This is a genomic window from Nocardioides caldifontis (genome assembly GCF_008087345.1).
Taxonomy (GTDB): domain Bacteria; phylum Actinomycetota; class Actinomycetes; order Propionibacteriales; family Nocardioidaceae; genus Marmoricola_A; species Marmoricola_A caldifontis.
In genome coordinates this window covers 117439-131679 of record NZ_ML701737.1, presented here as the reverse complement: position 1 = coordinate 131679, position 14241 = coordinate 117439, and the positions used below count along the sequence as shown (strand labels likewise).

The 14241-nt window shown below is 72.2% G+C and carries 18 protein-coding genes; 12 read left to right on the top strand and 6 right to left on the bottom strand.

Going from position 1 to position 14241, the window contains the following annotated elements; all coding sequences use genetic code 11:
• Nucleotides 1-31: 31 nt before the first annotated feature.
• On the top strand, nucleotides 32-1228 hold the full coding sequence (locus FIP57_RS06325) for an acyl-CoA dehydrogenase family protein (protein ID WP_148572689.1): 1197 nt from the start codon (nucleotides 32-34) through the stop codon (nucleotides 1226-1228).
• 15 nt (nucleotides 1229-1243) lie between these two features.
• On the opposite strand, the gene FIP57_RS06320 is transcribed toward FIP57_RS06325, so the two are convergent.
• Nucleotides 1244-2332: a hypothetical protein gene (locus tag FIP57_RS06320; RefSeq protein ID WP_148572688.1), complete on the bottom strand. Its 1089-nt coding sequence runs from the start codon at nucleotides 2330-2332 to the stop codon at nucleotides 1244-1246.
• 116 nt (nucleotides 2333-2448) lie between these two features.
• Between FIP57_RS06320 and FIP57_RS06315 the strand changes: the two genes are divergently transcribed.
• From FIP57_RS06315 to FIP57_RS06305, 3 genes are all read left to right on the top strand, one after another.
• The gene (locus FIP57_RS06315) at nucleotides 2449-2640 is read left to right on the top strand and encodes a DUF5302 domain-containing protein (protein WP_148572687.1); all 192 of its coding nucleotides are present in this window, start codon (nucleotides 2449-2451) and stop codon (nucleotides 2638-2640) included.
• Between the two features lie 152 nt (nucleotides 2641-2792).
• Nucleotides 2793-3326 (top strand): MaoC family dehydratase, encoded by a 534-nt coding sequence (locus FIP57_RS06310; RefSeq protein ID WP_148572686.1) that lies wholly within the window; start codon nucleotides 2793-2795, stop codon nucleotides 3324-3326.
• Nucleotides 3327-3414: 88 nt separating this feature from the next.
• Nucleotides 3415-3969 carry a histidine phosphatase family protein gene (locus FIP57_RS06305; RefSeq protein WP_148572685.1) on the top strand — a complete coding sequence of 185 codons (555 nt, stop codon included), beginning with the start codon at nucleotides 3415-3417 and terminating at the stop codon, nucleotides 3967-3969.
• A gap of 12 nt (nucleotides 3970-3981) precedes the next feature.
• Here the strand turns inward: FIP57_RS06305 and FIP57_RS06300 are convergent, their stop codons facing one another.
• Nucleotides 3982-4386, bottom strand: a complete 405-nt coding sequence (locus FIP57_RS06300; RefSeq protein ID WP_148572684.1) for an NUDIX hydrolase — start codon at nucleotides 4384-4386, stop codon at nucleotides 3982-3984.
• A gap of 22 nt (nucleotides 4387-4408) precedes the next feature.
• Here FIP57_RS06300 and FIP57_RS06295 point away from each other — a divergent pair, with 22 nt between their 5' ends.
• The 3 genes from FIP57_RS06295 (at nucleotide 4409) to FIP57_RS06285 (ending at nucleotide 6591) form a co-directional block, all read left to right on the top strand.
• A complete protein-coding gene (locus FIP57_RS06295; protein ID WP_238993324.1) occupies nucleotides 4409-5044 on the top strand; it encodes a DUF6758 family protein in 636 nt (211 codons plus the stop codon).
• A gap of 72 nt (nucleotides 5045-5116) precedes the next feature.
• A complete protein-coding gene (locus FIP57_RS06290) occupies nucleotides 5117-5977 on the top strand; it encodes a PHP domain-containing protein (protein ID WP_148572683.1) in 861 nt (286 codons plus the stop codon).
• On the top strand, nucleotides 5974-6591 hold the full coding sequence (locus FIP57_RS06285; RefSeq protein WP_148572682.1) for a MarC family protein: 618 nt from the start codon (nucleotides 5974-5976) through the stop codon (nucleotides 6589-6591). The genes FIP57_RS06290 and FIP57_RS06285 overlap by 4 nt, the downstream gene beginning before the upstream one ends.
• 109 nt (nucleotides 6592-6700) lie before the next feature.
• Here the strand turns inward: FIP57_RS06285 and FIP57_RS06280 are convergent, their stop codons facing one another.
• Nucleotides 6701-7489: an SDR family NAD(P)-dependent oxidoreductase gene (locus tag FIP57_RS06280; protein WP_148572681.1), complete on the bottom strand. Its 789-nt coding sequence runs from the start codon at nucleotides 7487-7489 to the stop codon at nucleotides 6701-6703.
• 54 nt (nucleotides 7490-7543) lie between these two features.
• On the opposite strand from FIP57_RS06280, the gene FIP57_RS06275 reads away from it, so the two are divergent.
• The 3 genes from FIP57_RS06275 (at nucleotide 7544) to FIP57_RS06265 (ending at nucleotide 9440) form a co-directional block, all read left to right on the top strand.
• Nucleotides 7544-8317 (top strand): ParA family protein, encoded by a 774-nt coding sequence (locus tag FIP57_RS06275; protein ID WP_420846680.1) that lies wholly within the window; start codon nucleotides 7544-7546, stop codon nucleotides 8315-8317.
• On the top strand, nucleotides 8317-8961 hold the full coding sequence (locus FIP57_RS06270; RefSeq protein WP_148572679.1) for a L,D-transpeptidase: 645 nt from the start codon (nucleotides 8317-8319) through the stop codon (nucleotides 8959-8961). Before FIP57_RS06275 ends, FIP57_RS06270 begins: the two co-directional genes overlap by 1 nt.
• An 89-nt stretch (nucleotides 8962-9050) precedes the next feature.
• Nucleotides 9051-9440: a hypothetical protein gene (locus FIP57_RS06265; protein WP_148572678.1), complete on the top strand. Its 390-nt coding sequence runs from the start codon at nucleotides 9051-9053 to the stop codon at nucleotides 9438-9440.
• Between the two features lie 7 nt (nucleotides 9441-9447).
• On the opposite strand, the gene FIP57_RS06260 is transcribed toward FIP57_RS06265, so the two are convergent.
• Entirely contained in the window at nucleotides 9448-10908 is a 1461-nt protein-coding gene (locus tag FIP57_RS06260; RefSeq protein WP_238993323.1) for a DEAD/DEAH box helicase, read from the bottom strand.
• A gap of 125 nt (nucleotides 10909-11033) precedes the next feature.
• Here FIP57_RS06260 and FIP57_RS06255 point away from each other — a divergent pair, with 125 nt between their 5' ends.
• Nucleotides 11034-11723 carry a ferritin-like fold-containing protein gene (locus FIP57_RS06255; RefSeq protein ID WP_148572677.1) on the top strand — a complete coding sequence of 230 codons (690 nt, stop codon included), beginning with the start codon at nucleotides 11034-11036 and terminating at the stop codon, nucleotides 11721-11723.
• Nucleotides 11724-11811: 88 nt separating this feature from the next.
• Here the strand turns inward: FIP57_RS06255 and FIP57_RS06250 are convergent, their stop codons facing one another.
• Nucleotides 11812-12036, bottom strand: a complete 225-nt coding sequence (locus FIP57_RS06250) for a DUF3107 domain-containing protein (protein WP_148572676.1) — start codon at nucleotides 12034-12036, stop codon at nucleotides 11812-11814.
• A 54-nt stretch (nucleotides 12037-12090) separates the two neighbouring features.
• Nucleotides 12091-12681, bottom strand: coding sequence for a TetR/AcrR family transcriptional regulator (locus FIP57_RS06245; RefSeq protein WP_148573029.1), 591 nt, complete (start codon nucleotides 12679-12681; stop codon nucleotides 12091-12093).
• Nucleotides 12682-12991: 310 nt separating this feature from the next.
• On the opposite strand from FIP57_RS06245, the gene moeZ reads away from it, so the two are divergent.
• Entirely contained in the window at nucleotides 12992-14191 is a 1200-nt protein-coding gene (gene moeZ, locus FIP57_RS06240) for an adenylyltransferase/sulfurtransferase MoeZ (RefSeq protein ID WP_148572675.1), read from the top strand.
• The last annotated feature ends 50 nt before the right edge of the window (nucleotides 14192-14241 follow it).

Sequence of the window (14241 nt, the reverse complement as noted above, 5' to 3'; positions counted from 1 at the left end):
GTGGCACCGGACGAGACCGAAGGACGTACTCATGGCGCGGCTGTGCGGGACCGAAGGGCTGACCGACATCCAGGAGGAGATCCTGAAGACGGTCCGCACGTTCGTCGACGAGCGGATCATCCCGGTCGCGACCGAGCTGGAGCACGCGGACGAGTACCCCACCGAGATCGTCGAGGGGCTCAAGGAGCTCGGGCTGTTCGGGCTGATGATCCCCGAGGAGCACGGCGGCCTCGGTGAGTCGCTCCTGACCTACGCGCTGTGCGTCGAGGAGATCGCCCGCGGCTGGATGAGCGTCTCCGGCGTGATCAACACGCACTTCATCGTGGCCCACATGCTGATGCAGCACGGGACCGACGAGCAGAAGCAGAAGTACCTCCCCCGGATGGCGACCGGCGAGGTGCGCGGTGCGTTCTCGATGTCCGAGCCGGGGCTGGGCTCCGACGTCTCGGCGGTGTCGACTAAGGCCGTGCGCCAGGACGACGGCTCCTACTCGATCACCGGCCAGAAGATGTGGCTGACCAACGGCGGCACCTCCAACCTCGTGGCCCTGCTGGTGAAGACCGACGAGGGCGCCGACAGCGTCTACCGCAACATGACGACGTTCCTGGTCGAGAAGGAGCCCGGCTTCGGCGAGGTCGCCCAGGGGATCAACGTCCCCGGCAAGATCGACAAGATGGGCTACAAGGGCGTCGACACCACCGAGATGGTCCTCGACGGCCACCGGATCGCCGCCGACCAGGTGCTCGGAGGCCAGCCGGGCAAGGGGTTCTACCACATGATGGACGGCGTCGAGGTCGGCCGCGTCAACGTCGCCGCCCGCGCCTGCGGCATCGCGCTGCGCGCCTTCGAGCTCGGCATCGACTACGCCCAGCAGCGGCACACCTTCGGCAAGCCGATCGCCGACCACCAGGCGGTGCTGTTCCGACTCGCCGAGATGGCGACCAAGGTCGAGGCGGCGCACAACATGATGGTCCGCGCCGCACGCATGAAGGACCGCGGCGAGCGGATGGACGTCGAGGCCGGCATGGCGAAGATGCTCGCCTCGGAGTACTGCAAGGAGGTCGTGGAGGCGTCGTTCCGCATCCACGGCGGCTACGGCTACTCCAAGGAGTACGAGATCGAGCGGCTCTACCGCGAGGCGGCCTTCATGCTGATCGGCGAGGGCACCTCCGACATCCAGAAGATGATCATCGGGCGCAACCTCCTCAAGGAGTACAAGTCACGCTGACCCCGGGCGGGGCCGTCACCCGACGGGTGGCGGCTCCTCCTCGCCGGACTCGGTCTGGCCGGCCTCGAAGGTCCGCACCGCGAAGTTCGCCAGGGTCGCCACCGCCGCGTCCGCGACCTGCTGCTCGGTGACCTCGGGCAGCGGCTTCGCCACGTCGGCCGGCGGGACCAGGGCGTCGGGGTTGCCGTGCACCGTGTAGCCGCCGGCGAGCAGCCCCTTGCGCTGCCGGTCGGCCTCCGCGCGCACCCAGTCGACGTGCTCGGGGGGAAGCGTGATCCGGCCGCTGGCCTTGCGGGCCAGGACCCCCTTGAGGAGCACGCGCCGGATCGCCGGCTGGTACTCCTTCTCGAACTCCGCGAGCCGGGACCCGAGCGCGATGTTGAGCCGCCGGTAGACCTCTGCCTCGACGTATCCGAGCGAGGCGTTGACGTCGCCGCGGGGGAGCCGGAGCGCCGACTGCGGGAAGCCGACCGCCTCGGCGAAGAACCGGAACACCGCGTCGGGGTCCTCGGCCATCGGCGGGACGACCACGACGTGGAACCGCTCCGGGGCGCACAGCCTGGTCCAGCGCTCGGCGATCGCGACGTAGTCCTGCCGCGTCCAGAAGTGTGCGGCCGCGTCGCCGCGGCGGTCGCGGACCTCCTCCAGGAAGGCCGGGTACGGCGTGGTCAGCCGGTGCTTGAGGAACTGCTGCCACTCCGAGGGCAGCACCGAGGCGAGGTTGCGGACGGTCAGCACGACCTCGGGGTCGAGGCGGGCCCGGCGCAGCACGCCGGCGAGCGCCTCGATCTGGTCGGGACCGGCCTCGCAGAGGTCCTCGTTGCTGATCAGCAGCCGGGCGCCCCCGGTGTTCGTCAGCCGCCGCTCGAGCGCGTCGAGCTTCTCGGTGTCGAGCGGGAGCACGAACCCCGAGCCGGTCACCCAGCCGAGCGGTCGCAGCAGCCGGCGTACGTGCGGGACCCGGCCGGGCAGCGGGATGCCGATGCCGGCAGCGCCGAGCTGCTCCACCGACTGCCACAACCCGCGCTGCAACGAGGACGTCCCGGTCTTGCTGGCACCGATGTGGACCGAGACCGGCCGCGTCCCTGCGATGCCCTCGACCATGCGCGGAAGATACCAGCCGGAGGTGGCCCGCCGGCCGCCAGGAGCCGGGGGACAAATGGGTCGACGCGGGCAGGTCGCGGTGGCAGGGTGGGAGCACCCTTCCCGAGGAGGCACCTGTGTCGGAACAGTCCACGACCAACGACGACCTCAAGGCCCGGATGAAGGAGGCGTTGGAGCGCAAGCAGGCCAACGACCGCGGCGTCGAGGCCAAGGGCCACCGCAAGGAGAAGGGCCACGGTCCGGATACCCACGGCCCGCTCGGCGGGGTGCACATGCACCGCCGGAAGGCCGGGGGCGGCGGCTCCTGACCGGCCCGCGAGGGCGCTGCACCGCGGCGGCGTGAGGTTTCCCACCGCGCCGCCGGATTCCCGACGGCCCCTGCGTTCGGCGACGATGGCCCCGGCGCCGAACGCAGGCGTCGGCGTGCGGGTGCGCGCCTCCCGTCGGATCAGGAGTGAGCATGCAGTTCGGTCGGAGCTACGAGGAGTTCGAGGTCGGCGCCACCTACAAGCACTGGCCCGGCAAGACCGTCACCGAGTACGACGACCACCTGTTCTGCCTGCTCACGATGAACCACCACCCGCTCCACATGGACGCGCACTACGCCGAGCAGACCACCCAGTTCGGCAAGAACGTCGTCGTCGGCAACTACGTCTACTCGATCCTGCTCGGCATGTCGGTCCCGGACATCTCCGGGAAGGCGATCGCGAACCTCGAGATCGAGTCGCTGCGCCACGTCGCCCCGACCTTCCACGGCGACACGCTCTACGGCGAGACCCGGGTGCTCGACAAGTGGGAGTCGAAGTCGAAGGACGACCGTGGCGTCGTCCACGTGGAGACGCTCGGCTACAACCAGGACGGCAAGGTGGTCTGCGTCTTCCGGCGCAAGGTGATGGTGCCGAAGCAGAACTACCTCGAGGAGCGCGGCGGGGAGCAGCCCGCCCGTCCTGTTCCTCAGCCTGACAAGAACTGGCCGGGGCCGCAGGGGGGCTGACCGTCGTTCATGCCGTGCAGCTGGGCTGGTTCCCGAGCGGATCCCAGCGCATCTGCACCGGATGAGGGGCCGGTGGCAGGATGCCCGGATGGGTGAGCTCTGGCTGGTCCGGCACGGCGAGACCGAGTGGAGCCGGGACCACCGGCACACCTCGGTCACCGACCTCGACCTCACGGAAGCCGGTGTCGCGGTGGCGCAGCGGCTCCGTGAGCGGCTGACGGACCACGAGTTCGACGTGGTGCTGAGCAGCCCACGACGCCGCGCGCTGCGCACCGCCGAGCTCGCCGGCTTCGACCCGCTGGTCGACCAGGACCTCGCCGAGTGGGAGTACGGCGACTACGAGGGCGTCACGACCGCGGAGATCCGCGAGACCGTCCCGGGGTGGACGGTGTGGACCCACCCGGTCCCCGGCGGGGAGACCGCCGAGCAGGTGGGGACGCGGCTCGACCGCGTCGTCACTCGGGCCCGGGAGGCGGACGGGGACGTCCTGGTGTTCGGTCACGGCCACGCCCTCCGCGCGCTGACCGCGCGCTGGCTCGACCTGCCGGTCAGCGAGGGGCGGCACTTCCGGCTCGACACCGCCACCCTCGGCGTCCTGGGGTACGAGCGGGAGACGCCGGTGGTCCTGCGTTGGAACTGCTGAGCTCCCGACGGGTCAGCCCAGCACGCCCCACCCGCGCAGCGTCTCGACCAGCCCCTCGACACACGGCAGCTCCTCGACCTCGTCCGGGGTGCACCACCGGGCCTCGTCCGCGTCGTCGCCGGCCCGCAGCGCCGGGGTGCCGTCGACGCGGGCCTCGAAGTCGTGGATGACGTAGACGACCCCGCCGGGCCCGTCGCGCTCGACGGTCCCGAGGAGCCGGCCGGGGACCACGCGGAGCCCGGTCTCCTCCTCGACCTCTCGGGCCGCCGCCTGCTCGGTCGACTCGTCCGGCTCGACGCGTCCGCCGGGGACCGACCAGAGGCCGCGTCCGGGCTCCGTCCCGCGGCGGACCAGCAGCAGCCGGCCGGTCGCGTCCTGGACCACCGCCCCGGCGCACGGGACCCTCCTCGGCAGCACCGGGCCACTTTAGGCTGAGCCGATGACGCTCGAGCCCCAGTGCCCTCGCTGCCCCGGCCCGGTCACCGTCGCGGGCACGGACGTCCGGTGCGCCACGCACGAGGAGACCGCGCCGCTGTGGCGGGCCGAGGAGCCGTCGTACGAGAGCTTCGCGGAGCACCTCGTGCTCTCGCGCCCGCTGCCGACCTGGCTGCCCTGGCCGCTGCCCGCCGGCTGGCAGGTCACCGACTTCGGCTGCGTCAACGTCGAGGGCGGCACCCCGCAGGCGGCGTTCGCCTCCTGCTCCGGCACCAGCGAGCTCGACGGTCCGGTCGAGCTGACCGTCGTCACCGAGGAGCCCGGCGTCGGGCTCGGGGCGCGGGTCGGCGGCGTCACGCACACCGACCCCGGCGCGGAGGTCGGCCACGGCCCCGCAGCGCTGCACCTGCGCGTGGAGGACGTCACCCTTCCGATGTGGACGGTCTCGACCGCCGACGACGGCGAGGCCCTCGACCGGGCGGTCGTCGCCGGGGAGGCCGAGGGACGGTGGCTGTGGGTCGTCGTACGCCCGGCCTCGGCACTGCTCCTGCTCCGCGACGTGGGGCCGCTCGCCGACCTCTCGCACCTCGGTCCGCCGCTGGTCGACACCCCCTTCGGGACGCTGCCGCGCTCCTGGTGAGGGTGACGGAGATGACCCTGCCCGGGCGGTCGATCGGCGGGCCGGCGCCGCGCCGCTGACTAGGCTTGACCGGTGCGTATCGACCTCCACACCCACTCCGACCGCTCGGACGGCACCGACTCGCCGTCCGCGCTGGTCCGGGCGGCGGTGGAGGCCGGGCTGGACGTCCTCGGGCTCACCGACCACGACACCGCGACCGGCTGGGACGAGGCCGCGGAGGCCGCCGACGCGGCCGGCATCACGGTGGTCCCCGGCATGGAGATCAGCTGCAAGCACGCCGGCCGCGGGCTCCACCTGCTGGCCTACTGGCCCGACCCGACGCACCCGGCGCTGGTCGCCGAGCTCGACCGGATCCTCGACGGCCGCGACGGCCGCACCCCGCTGATCGTCGAGAAGCTGCGCGCCCACGGCATCGACATCACCACCGAGCTGGTGGCCGAGCACGGGCGCGACGCCGCCGCCATCGGCCGCCCGCACGTCGCCGACGCGCTGGTCTCGCTCGGCGTCGTCGGCCACCGCGACGAGGCGTTCGACCGGTGGCTGTCGCCCGGGCGGCCGGCGTACGTCCGCCGCTACGCCCCGACCGTCGAGTCGATGATCGGCATCGTGGCCAGCGCCGGCGGCGTCACGGTCGTCGCCCACCCGTGGGGCAGGCACGACAACGACGACCTGCGGCTCGACGGCATCGCGCGGTTGAAGGCGCACGGCCTCACCGGCATCGAGGTCGACCACCAGGACCACGACGCCCGTCAGCGCGCCGAGCTGCGCGCCATCGCCGCCGAGCTCGACCTCGTCGTGACCGGCTCCAGCGACCACCACGGCACCGGGAAGGTCGACCACGACCTCGGGTGCAACACCACCGCCCCGGAGGAGTACGAGCGGCTGCGCGAGCGGGCCGCCGTCGCCTCCCGTGAGAGGACCCGCCCCGCATGAGCGACCTGCTCGCCCTCGGTCTGATGACCGAGGTGTTCGTCACGCTGTTCGTGATCATGGACCCGGTCGGGACGATCCCGATCTTCCTGTCGCTGACCCGCGGCCGAGCGCAGGCCACGATCCGCCGGGCTGCCTGGCAGGCGGTGGCGGTCTCCTTCGGCGTGATCTGCGCGTTCGCCTTCTTCGGCCAGGCGATCCTGAGCTACCTGCACATCTCGTTGCCGGCGCTGCAGGCGGCCGGCGGGCTGCTCCTCCTGCTGGTCGCGCTCGAGCTGCTGACCGGCAAGGAGGAGACGCCGACGGCGAACTCCGACGTCAACATCGCGCTCGTGCCGCTCGGCACGCCGCTCCTCGCCGGACCGGGCGCGATCGTGGCGACCATGGTCTACTCCGAGCACGTCGACGACGTGGCGTCGTTCTCCGCGGTCGGGCTGGCGCTGGTGCTGGTGCACGTCGCCATCTGGCTCTCGATGCGCTTCTCGATGCCGATCCTGCGGCTGCTCCGCGAGGGCGGGGTCGTGCTCGTCAGCCGGATCGCCGGTCTGCTGCTCTCGGCGATCGCCGTGCAGCTGGTCGCCGACGCGGTCCGCGCGTTCATCGCCGGCGAGGGCTGAGTTCGGGGGACGGTTTCCCATGGTGGCATGGGTTTCCGGTGCTCCCCATCGACCGCAACCTGTGGGGAGCACCAGTTCCCCAAGGGCACCCTGGGTCTCCCCGCCCGGACTACTTGCGGCCCAGCGACTGGAACTTCGCCTGCACGCCGTACGGCACCGCTCGGACGGCCGTGGTGATCAGCTTGTAGCGCTTCGAGGGGACCGACACCGACCGGCCCGCGTCGAAGTCCCGCAGCCCGTCCCGCACCACGCGGTCGGCGTCGAGCCACATCCAGGCCGGGGCGGAGTGCTGCTTGACGTCCATCCGGCTGTGGAACTCCGTGCGGGTGAACCCGGGCAGCAGCGCCATGGTGCGCACCCCCTGGTCCCGGTAGGTCGCGTCGGACCACTTGGAGAGCTGGGTGACGTAGGCCTTCGCGGCGGAGTAGGTGCCGCGGGGGAGCTCGCCGGCGACGCTGGAGACGTTGATGATCCCGCCGCTGCCGCGCTCCACCATCTGGCCGAGAGCCGCATGGCTGAGCCGCATCACCGCGGTGACGAGGACCTCGAGCATCCGCTGCTCGTCCTCGACGTCGTTGTCGAGGAACGGGTGCTTCATCCCGAACCCCGCGTTGTTGACCACCAGCTCGACCGGCCGTTCCGTGGCGGCCGCGCGGCGCTCGACCGCCTTCAGCTGCTCGCGGTCCGCCAGGTCGGCGACGAGCACCTCCGACGACGCCCCGTGGTCGCGCTCGAGCTCGACGGCGAGCTCCTCCAGCCGGCCCCGGTCGCGGGCCACGAGGACGAGGTCGTGGCCGCGCTCGGCGAGCCGGACGGCGAACCGGCGGCCCAGACCAGCGGTGGGTCCGGTGACCAGGGCGACGGGGCGGGCGGGAGAGCTGTTGGCGGCCTGCGACATGCGGGCAGCATGCCAGGGCCTGCCTCCCCGGTCCGGACGGGGCTGCGGGGCACAATGGCCGCCGTGAGCACGATTCTCGCCGTCGCCAACCAGAAGGGTGGCGTGGCGAAGACCACCACCGTGGCCTCGCTGGGCGCGGCGCTGGCGGAGCTCGGGGCGAAGGTGCTCATCGTCGACCTCGACCCGCAGGCCTGCCTGACGTTCTCCCTCGGCATCGACCCCGAGGACCTCGAGGTGTCGGTCCACCACGTGCTCACCAAGGGGCTCCCCGCCGCCGAGGTCGTGCTGGAGACCGAGGACGGCGTCGACCTGCTGCCCGCGACCATCGAGCTCGCCCGCGCCGAGGCCGACCTGCTCACGCGCACCGGCCGGGAGCACGTCATCCGGGCGGCGCTGGAGGAGCTCGACGGCTACGACTGGGTCCTGCTCGACTGCCCACCCTCGCTCGGCGTGCTGACCGTCGCGGCGCTGACCGCGGCCCACGGCGTGCTGGTGCCGCTGCAGTGCGAGACGCTGTCGCACCGCGGCGTCGGCCAGCTCCTCGACACCGTCCACGACGTACGCCGGTTCACCAACCGCGACCTCGAGGTGTGGGGCGTCCTCCCGACGTTGTACGACGGCCGCACCAACCACGCCCGCACGGTGCTCGACACGATCTCCGAGACCTACGACCTCGCCGTCGTGGAGCCGCCGATCCCGAAGTCGATCCGGTTCGCCGAGGCACCGGCCGCCGGCAGGTCGATCCTGCGGACCGCGCGTACGACCAAGGGGGCGGAGGCCTACCGCGAGGTCGCGCGAGGGCTCATGGGCCGGCAGGCGGCCCGCTGATGCCGGCGCGCGAGGTGCGGCTGCGCCGGGGCCGGGTCGCCGCCCTGGGTGCGTCGCTCGTGGTGACGACGACCGCGGCGCTGGGCGGGCTCGGCGTGCTGCCGTCGTCGGGGGAGCCGTCGTACGCCGCGACGCCGCGGGACGACGCCCTGACGCTCTCCGGGAGTGCTTCGTCGAGCACGACCGGCAGTGTCGCCCCCGGGTCGACGGGCACCGCGAGCGCCTCCGAGACCGACGCGGTGCCGGTCCCCGCCGACAGCGGCGAGGGGCGGCGGGTCGTCTTCGACGTCTCCGACCAGCGGGTCTGGCTGGTCCGGGAGGACGGTTCGGTGGCGCGCACGTACCTCGTCTCCGGCAGCATCTACGACAACCTCGACGCGGGGAGCTACGCGGTCTACTCCCGGTCGCGGAACGCCATCGGCATCGACGACTCGGGGACGATGAAGTTCATGGTGCGGTTCGCCCACGGCGACCGCGCCGCGATCGGGTTCCACGACATCCCGGTCGACGACGGCGAGCCGGTGCAGGAGCTCGACGACCTTGGCACGCCGATGAGCCACGGCTGCATCCGGCAGGCCCGCCCGGACGCCAAGGCGTTGTGGCGGTTCGCTCCGATCGGGACGACGGTCGTCGTCACGGAGTGACCCGTTCGGGTGGTCCGCTGCCGGTGGGGCCGTCCTAGCCTGCCGAGAGGTCGCCGTCACCCGGGCGGCGCGTGCACAGGGGAGCTCCCATGCGTCGTACCTCCACCCTCCTGGCCCTGCCGGCCGCCCTCGCCGGGCTCGCCGGCGTGGCGCTCGTGACCGTTCCGGCCGACGCCTCCGCGGCACGGGCCCGCACGACCGTGACGATCCGGGCCGACGGCGTCGAGCTGTCCGGCACCGTCTCGAGCCCCCGCCCGGCGAAGTGCGCCAAGGGGCGGCTGGTGGTCGTCTTCCAGCAGAAGGGCGTCCGCGGAGGTGGCGACGACGTCCGCGTCGCCTCGGACGTCACCGAGCGTGACGACGGTCGCTACGAGTGGGAGACCGGGAACACCGGCCTCGAGGGGCGCTTCTACGCCAAGGTACGGCGGACGCCGCACTGCAAGGCCGACACCAGCCCGACAGTGCGCGCGGTCCGCTGACCGGCGGCTACTCCTGGCCCGCCGACTGCCCGGCGGACTGACCGGCGGACTGACCGGCGGACTGGCCGGCGGACTGACCGGAGCCGGAACGACGGCGGCGCCGACGCCGGGCCGGGCGCTCCTCCGAGGAGCCCACCTCGGCCGGCTGCTCCGTGCCCTCGCCGGTCGCGCCGGTCTCCTCGACCGGGCGGCCGCCACGGGTGCGGTTGCGGTTCCGGTTGCGCGGGCGGCTCTCCCGCGGCGCCTCCTCGCGGCGCTCGCGCGGCTTCTCAGGAGCCGGCTCGCTGAGCCGCCCCTTGACGCCCTTGGGGATGCCGAGGTCGTGGTAGAGGTGCTCCGACGTCGAGTAGGTCTCGGCCGGCTCGTCGAACGGCAGGTCGAGCGCCTTGTTGATCACCTTCCACCGGGTCACGTCCGCCCAGTCGACGAAGGTGACCGCGACGCCGGACGCGCCCGCGCGGCCGGTGCGGCCGATGCGGTGGACGTAGGTCGCGTCGTCCTCGGGGCAGCTGTAGTTGATGACGTGGGTGACGTCGGAGACGTCGATGCCGCGGGCGGCGACGTCGGTCGCGACCAGGACCCGGACCTTGCGCTCGCGGAACTTCGCCATCGCCTTCTCGCGCGCGACCTGGGCCATGTCGCCGTGCAGCGGGCTCGCGGGGAAGCCGCGCTCGGCGAGGTCGTCGGCGACCCGCTGCGCCTGGCGCTTGGTGCGGGTGAAGACGATCGTCGATCCGGAGTTCTCCGCCTGGAGGATCCGGGCGAGCATCTCGATCTTGTCGAGGTCGTGGACCTGGTAGATGAACTGCGCGGTCGCCGGCACCATCTGGGTGTCCGCCGCGGACTCCGCGCGGATGTTCACCGGGTGGCGCATGTGGGTGCGGGCCAGCGACACGATCGCGCCCGGCATCGTCGCCGAGAACAGCATCGTCTGCCGGTGGCTCGGCGTCTTGGCGAGCAGCTTCTCGACGTCGGGGAGGAAGCCCAGGTCGAGCATCTCGTCAGCCTCGTCGAGCACCAGCACCTTGACGTGCGAGAGGTCGAGGCTGCGCCGGTTGGCGAGGTCGAGGAGGCGGCCCGGCGTGCCGACGACGACCTCGACGCCCTTCTCGAGCGCCTCGAGCTGGCCCTCGTAGGGGACGCCGCCGTAGACGGTGAGGATGCGGGTGCTGCGGTCCTGCGCGGCCAGCTTGAGGTCGTTGGACACCTGGAGCGCGAGCTCACGGGTGGGCGCGACGACCAGCGCCTGCGGCTTGTCGGGCGCGGCGAGGTCCTCGTGCTCGGGGTCGTGCGGGGCCACGGTGCGCTGCAGCAGCGGGATGCCGAACGCCAGCGTCTTGCCGGTGCCGGTGCGCGCCTGGCCGATGAGGTCGGTGCCGAGCAGGGCGACGCTGAGCGTCATCTCCTGGATCGGGAAGGGGGTCGTGATGCCGCCGCGCTCGAGGGCGGCGGCGATCTCGGGGAGCACCCCGAGCTCTCGGAACGTGGTCAGAGTCTTGCCTTCGTCTCTGGGATGTGACTCCCCATGGTAACGGCTGGGGCACCGCCGCCCGACCGCACGCGGCGCGGGTGGGCGGGGAGTACCCTCCCCGCATGACGAGCGCCCGCCCGCCCGCGATGGAGGACCCGGTCTACGCCGAGGCGGTCGTCGACCTCCTCGGGGCGGTCGCGTACGGCGAGATCTCCGCCTTCGAGCGGCTCGCCCAGGACGCGCGGATGGCCCCCGGGCTCGCCGACAAGGGCGAGCTCGCGCGGATGGCGTCGGTGGAGTACACCCATTACGCGCGGCTCTGCGACTACCTCACCGACCTCGGTGCCGACCCGGTCGCCGCGATGGAGCCGTTCCGCGAGGCGTTCGACGACTTCCACGCCCGGACGGCGTCCTCCGACTGGCTCGAGGGGCTCGTCACGGCGTACGTCGGCGACGGGCTGGCGGCCGACTTCTACACCGAGATCGCGGCCTTCCTCGACCCGGAGACCCGCACCGTCATCATCGAGAGCCTCCGGGACGCCGGCAACGCCGAGTTCGTCGTCGACCGGGTCCGGGCCGCCATCGCCCGCGACCACCGGGTCGCCGGCCGGCTCGCCCTCTGGGGACGCCGGCTGATGGGGGAGGCGCTCACCCAGGCCCAGCGCGTGGCCGCCGACCGGGACGCCCTCACCGCCCTCCTCACCGGCGGCGTCGACCGGCCCGGGCTCGACCTCGCCGCGATGGGACGGCTGTTCACCCGGCTGACCGAGAACCACACCAAGCGCATGGAGAACCTGGGCCTCGACGCCTGAGCGGTCGGCGTCGTGGATGCCGAGCCGCCGTTCGTGGCGCGCGCAGGGTGTCGAGCCGCCCCTCGTGGTGTGACGAGGGGCGGGCGGGTCAGCTGCGGAAGCCGACCTGGCCGGGGGTCGGGGTGCCGAGCTCGACGTACGCGAGCTTCGCGCTGGGGACCAGGATGCGGCGGCCGCGGGAGTCGGAGAGCGAGAGGACGCCGCCCTCCTCGTTCAGCGCCTTGCTCACCTCGGCGGCGACGTCGTCGCCGGACAGCTCGGTGTCGATGACGAGCTCGCGCTGGGCGTGCTGGACGCCGATCTTGACCTCCACGGTGGTGCTCCTTCTTCGGGGTGATGTGGGGCCGGCCGGACGCGGTGCGTCCGCTCAGCCCTGCTCGTCGGTGAGCGGGAATCCACTGATCCCGCGCCATGCCAGGCTAGCCACCAGCTGGGCGGCGGCCTGCTGGTCGAGGTCGCCGCCGCTGTCGAGCCAGTAGCGGGCGCTGAACTGGGCGACCCCGACGAGCGAGACGGCCAGCAGCCGGGACGCCTCGTCGGAGAGCCCGGTGTCCTCGTGGATGACCTTGGTGACCTCCTCGGCGCACACCGCGGTCACCCGGTCGACCTGGGCCCGCACGAGCGGCTCGTTGGTGAGGTCGGACTCGAAGACGAGCCGGAACGCGCCCTGGGCGTTGGCGACGTAGTCGTAGAAGACCTGCATCGTCGCCAGGACGCGCATCTTGTTGTCCTGCGTGGACGCCAGGGCCTCACGGGTGGCGTCGATGATGCGGTCGGCGGACTGCTCGAGGAGCGCGAGGTAGAGCTCCAGCTTGCCGGGGAAGTGCTGGTAGAGCACCGGCTTGGAGACGCCGGCCCGCTCGGCGATGTCGTCCATCGCGGCCGCGTGGTACCCCTGGGCGACGAAGACCTCGAGCGCGGAGTCGAGCAGCTGTGCCCGCCTCGCCTTGCGTGGCATGCGGCCGCCACGCGGTCGTGCCTGGTCGACGCCGCTCACCCGACCCCTCCTGTTCCCGCTGCTCCTGGCCGGTCGGTGACCGGTGCCCCGTAGGTCGCCATGCCGAACCCCGGACGGGCCCCGCGATGGCTACTGCAGGGTACCGCCGGCGGGATCCGCTCCCGCCGCGACCCACACCGGACGGATCCGGATGCTGAGATGCGTGTCCGGCGGCGGTTGTGGGGCGGGGGAACATGGAGGAGCCCGGCGTTGTTGTGCCGGTGTCCTGACCACCAGGTCGACGCACGCCCGCAGTGCCCGAGGAGATGCCGTGTCCCTGCCCCCGCTGGTCGAGCCAGCCGCCGAGCTGACGATCGACGAGGTACGCCGCTACAGCCGCCACCTGATCATCCCCGACGTCGGGATGACCGGCCAGAAGCGGCTGAAGAACGCCAAGGTGCTGGTCATCGGTGCCGGCGGCCTGGGCTCGCCCGCGCTGCTGTACCTCGCCGCGGCCGGCGTCGGCACCCTCGGCATCGCCGAGTTCGACGAGGTCGACGAGTCCAACCTGCAGCGCCAGGTCATCCACGGCCAGAGCGACGTGGGCCGTCCCAAGGCCGAGTCGGCGCGGGACTCCATCAAGGAGGTCAACCCGCTGGTCGAGGTCGTCGTCCACGGCGAGCGGCTCGACAACGACAACGTGATGGACGTGTTCCGCGGCTACGACCTCATCGTCGACGGCACGGACAACTTCGCGACGCGCTACATGGTCAACGACGCGGCGTACTTCCTCGGGATCCCCTACGTCTGGGGCTCGATCTACCGCTTCGACGGGCAGGCCTCGATCTTCGCGCCGAGCCTCGCCGACGACGCGCCCTGCTACCGCTGCCTCTACCCCGAGCCGCCGCCGCCGGGCATGGTCCCGTCCTGCGCCGAGGGCGGCGTGCTGGGCGTGCTCTGCGCCGCGATCGGCTCGATCCAGGTCAACGAGGCGATCAAGCTGCTGACCGGCATCGGCGACCCGATCGTCGGCAAGCTGGTCATCTACGACGCCCTCGAGCTCGAGTGGCGCAAGCTCAAGGTGCGCAAGGACCCGAACTGCGCGCTGTGCGGCGAGAACCCGACGGTCACCGGGCTGATCGACTACGAGACCTTCTGCGGCGCGATCAGCGACGAGGCCGCCGAGGCCGCCGCCGACGCGACGATCTCCGTGTCGACGCTCGAGCAGTGGATCAAGGAGCGCGAGAACGGTGAGCGCGACTTCGTGCTCGTCGACGTGCGCGAGCCGAACGAGTACGAGATCAACAAGATCCCCGGCTCGGTGCTGATCCCCAAGGGCGACTTCCTCAACGGCAGCGCCCTGGAGAAGCTGCCCTCCGACAAGCAGATCGTGATGCACTGCAAGTCCGGTGTGCGGTCGGCGGAGACCCTGGCGATCGTGAAGGGCGCGGGCTACTCCGACGCCGTGCACGTCGGTGGTGGCGTGGTGGCCTGGGTCAACCAGATCGACCCGTCGCAGCCGTCGTACTGACGCGAGAACTGACGCGGACCTGACCGCGGCCCGGCCCCTCCCGAGGGGCC

What these genes read in the sequence shown, in the direction of transcription:
- FIP57_RS06285 (WP_148572682.1), top strand. Translation starts at nt 5,974, where the DNA reads ATGAGCGACCTGCTCGCCCTCGGTCTGATGACCGAGGTGTTCGTCACG.
- FIP57_RS06275 (WP_420846680.1), top strand. Translation starts at nt 7,544, where the DNA reads ATGGCCGCCGTGAGCACGATTCTCGCCGTCGCCAACCAGAAGGGTGGC.
- FIP57_RS06280 (WP_148572681.1), bottom strand. Translation starts at nt 7,489, where the DNA reads ATGTCGCAGGCCGCCAACAGCTCTCCCGCCCGCCCCGTCGCCCTGGTC.
- FIP57_RS06325 (WP_148572689.1), top strand. Translation starts at nt 32, where the DNA reads ATGGCGCGGCTGTGCGGGACCGAAGGGCTGACCGACATCCAGGAGGAG.
- FIP57_RS06255 (WP_148572677.1), top strand. Translation starts at nt 11,034, where the DNA reads ATGACGAGCGCCCGCCCGCCCGCGATGGAGGACCCGGTCTACGCCGAG.
- FIP57_RS06320 (WP_148572688.1), bottom strand. Translation starts at nt 2,332, where the DNA reads ATGGTCGAGGGCATCGCAGGGACGCGGCCGGTCTCGGTCCACATCGGT.
- FIP57_RS06305 (WP_148572685.1), top strand. Translation starts at nt 3,415, where the DNA reads ATGGGTGAGCTCTGGCTGGTCCGGCACGGCGAGACCGAGTGGAGCCGG.
- FIP57_RS06310 (WP_148572686.1), top strand. Translation starts at nt 2,793, where the DNA reads ATGCAGTTCGGTCGGAGCTACGAGGAGTTCGAGGTCGGCGCCACCTAC.
- FIP57_RS06270 (WP_148572679.1), top strand. Translation starts at nt 8,317, where the DNA reads ATGCCGGCGCGCGAGGTGCGGCTGCGCCGGGGCCGGGTCGCCGCCCTG.
- FIP57_RS06265 (WP_148572678.1), top strand. Translation starts at nt 9,051, where the DNA reads ATGCGTCGTACCTCCACCCTCCTGGCCCTGCCGGCCGCCCTCGCCGGG.
- FIP57_RS06245 (WP_148573029.1), bottom strand. Translation starts at nt 12,681, where the DNA reads ATGCCACGCAAGGCGAGGCGGGCACAGCTGCTCGACTCCGCGCTCGAG.
- FIP57_RS06295 (WP_238993324.1), top strand. Translation starts at nt 4,409, where the DNA reads ATGACGCTCGAGCCCCAGTGCCCTCGCTGCCCCGGCCCGGTCACCGTC.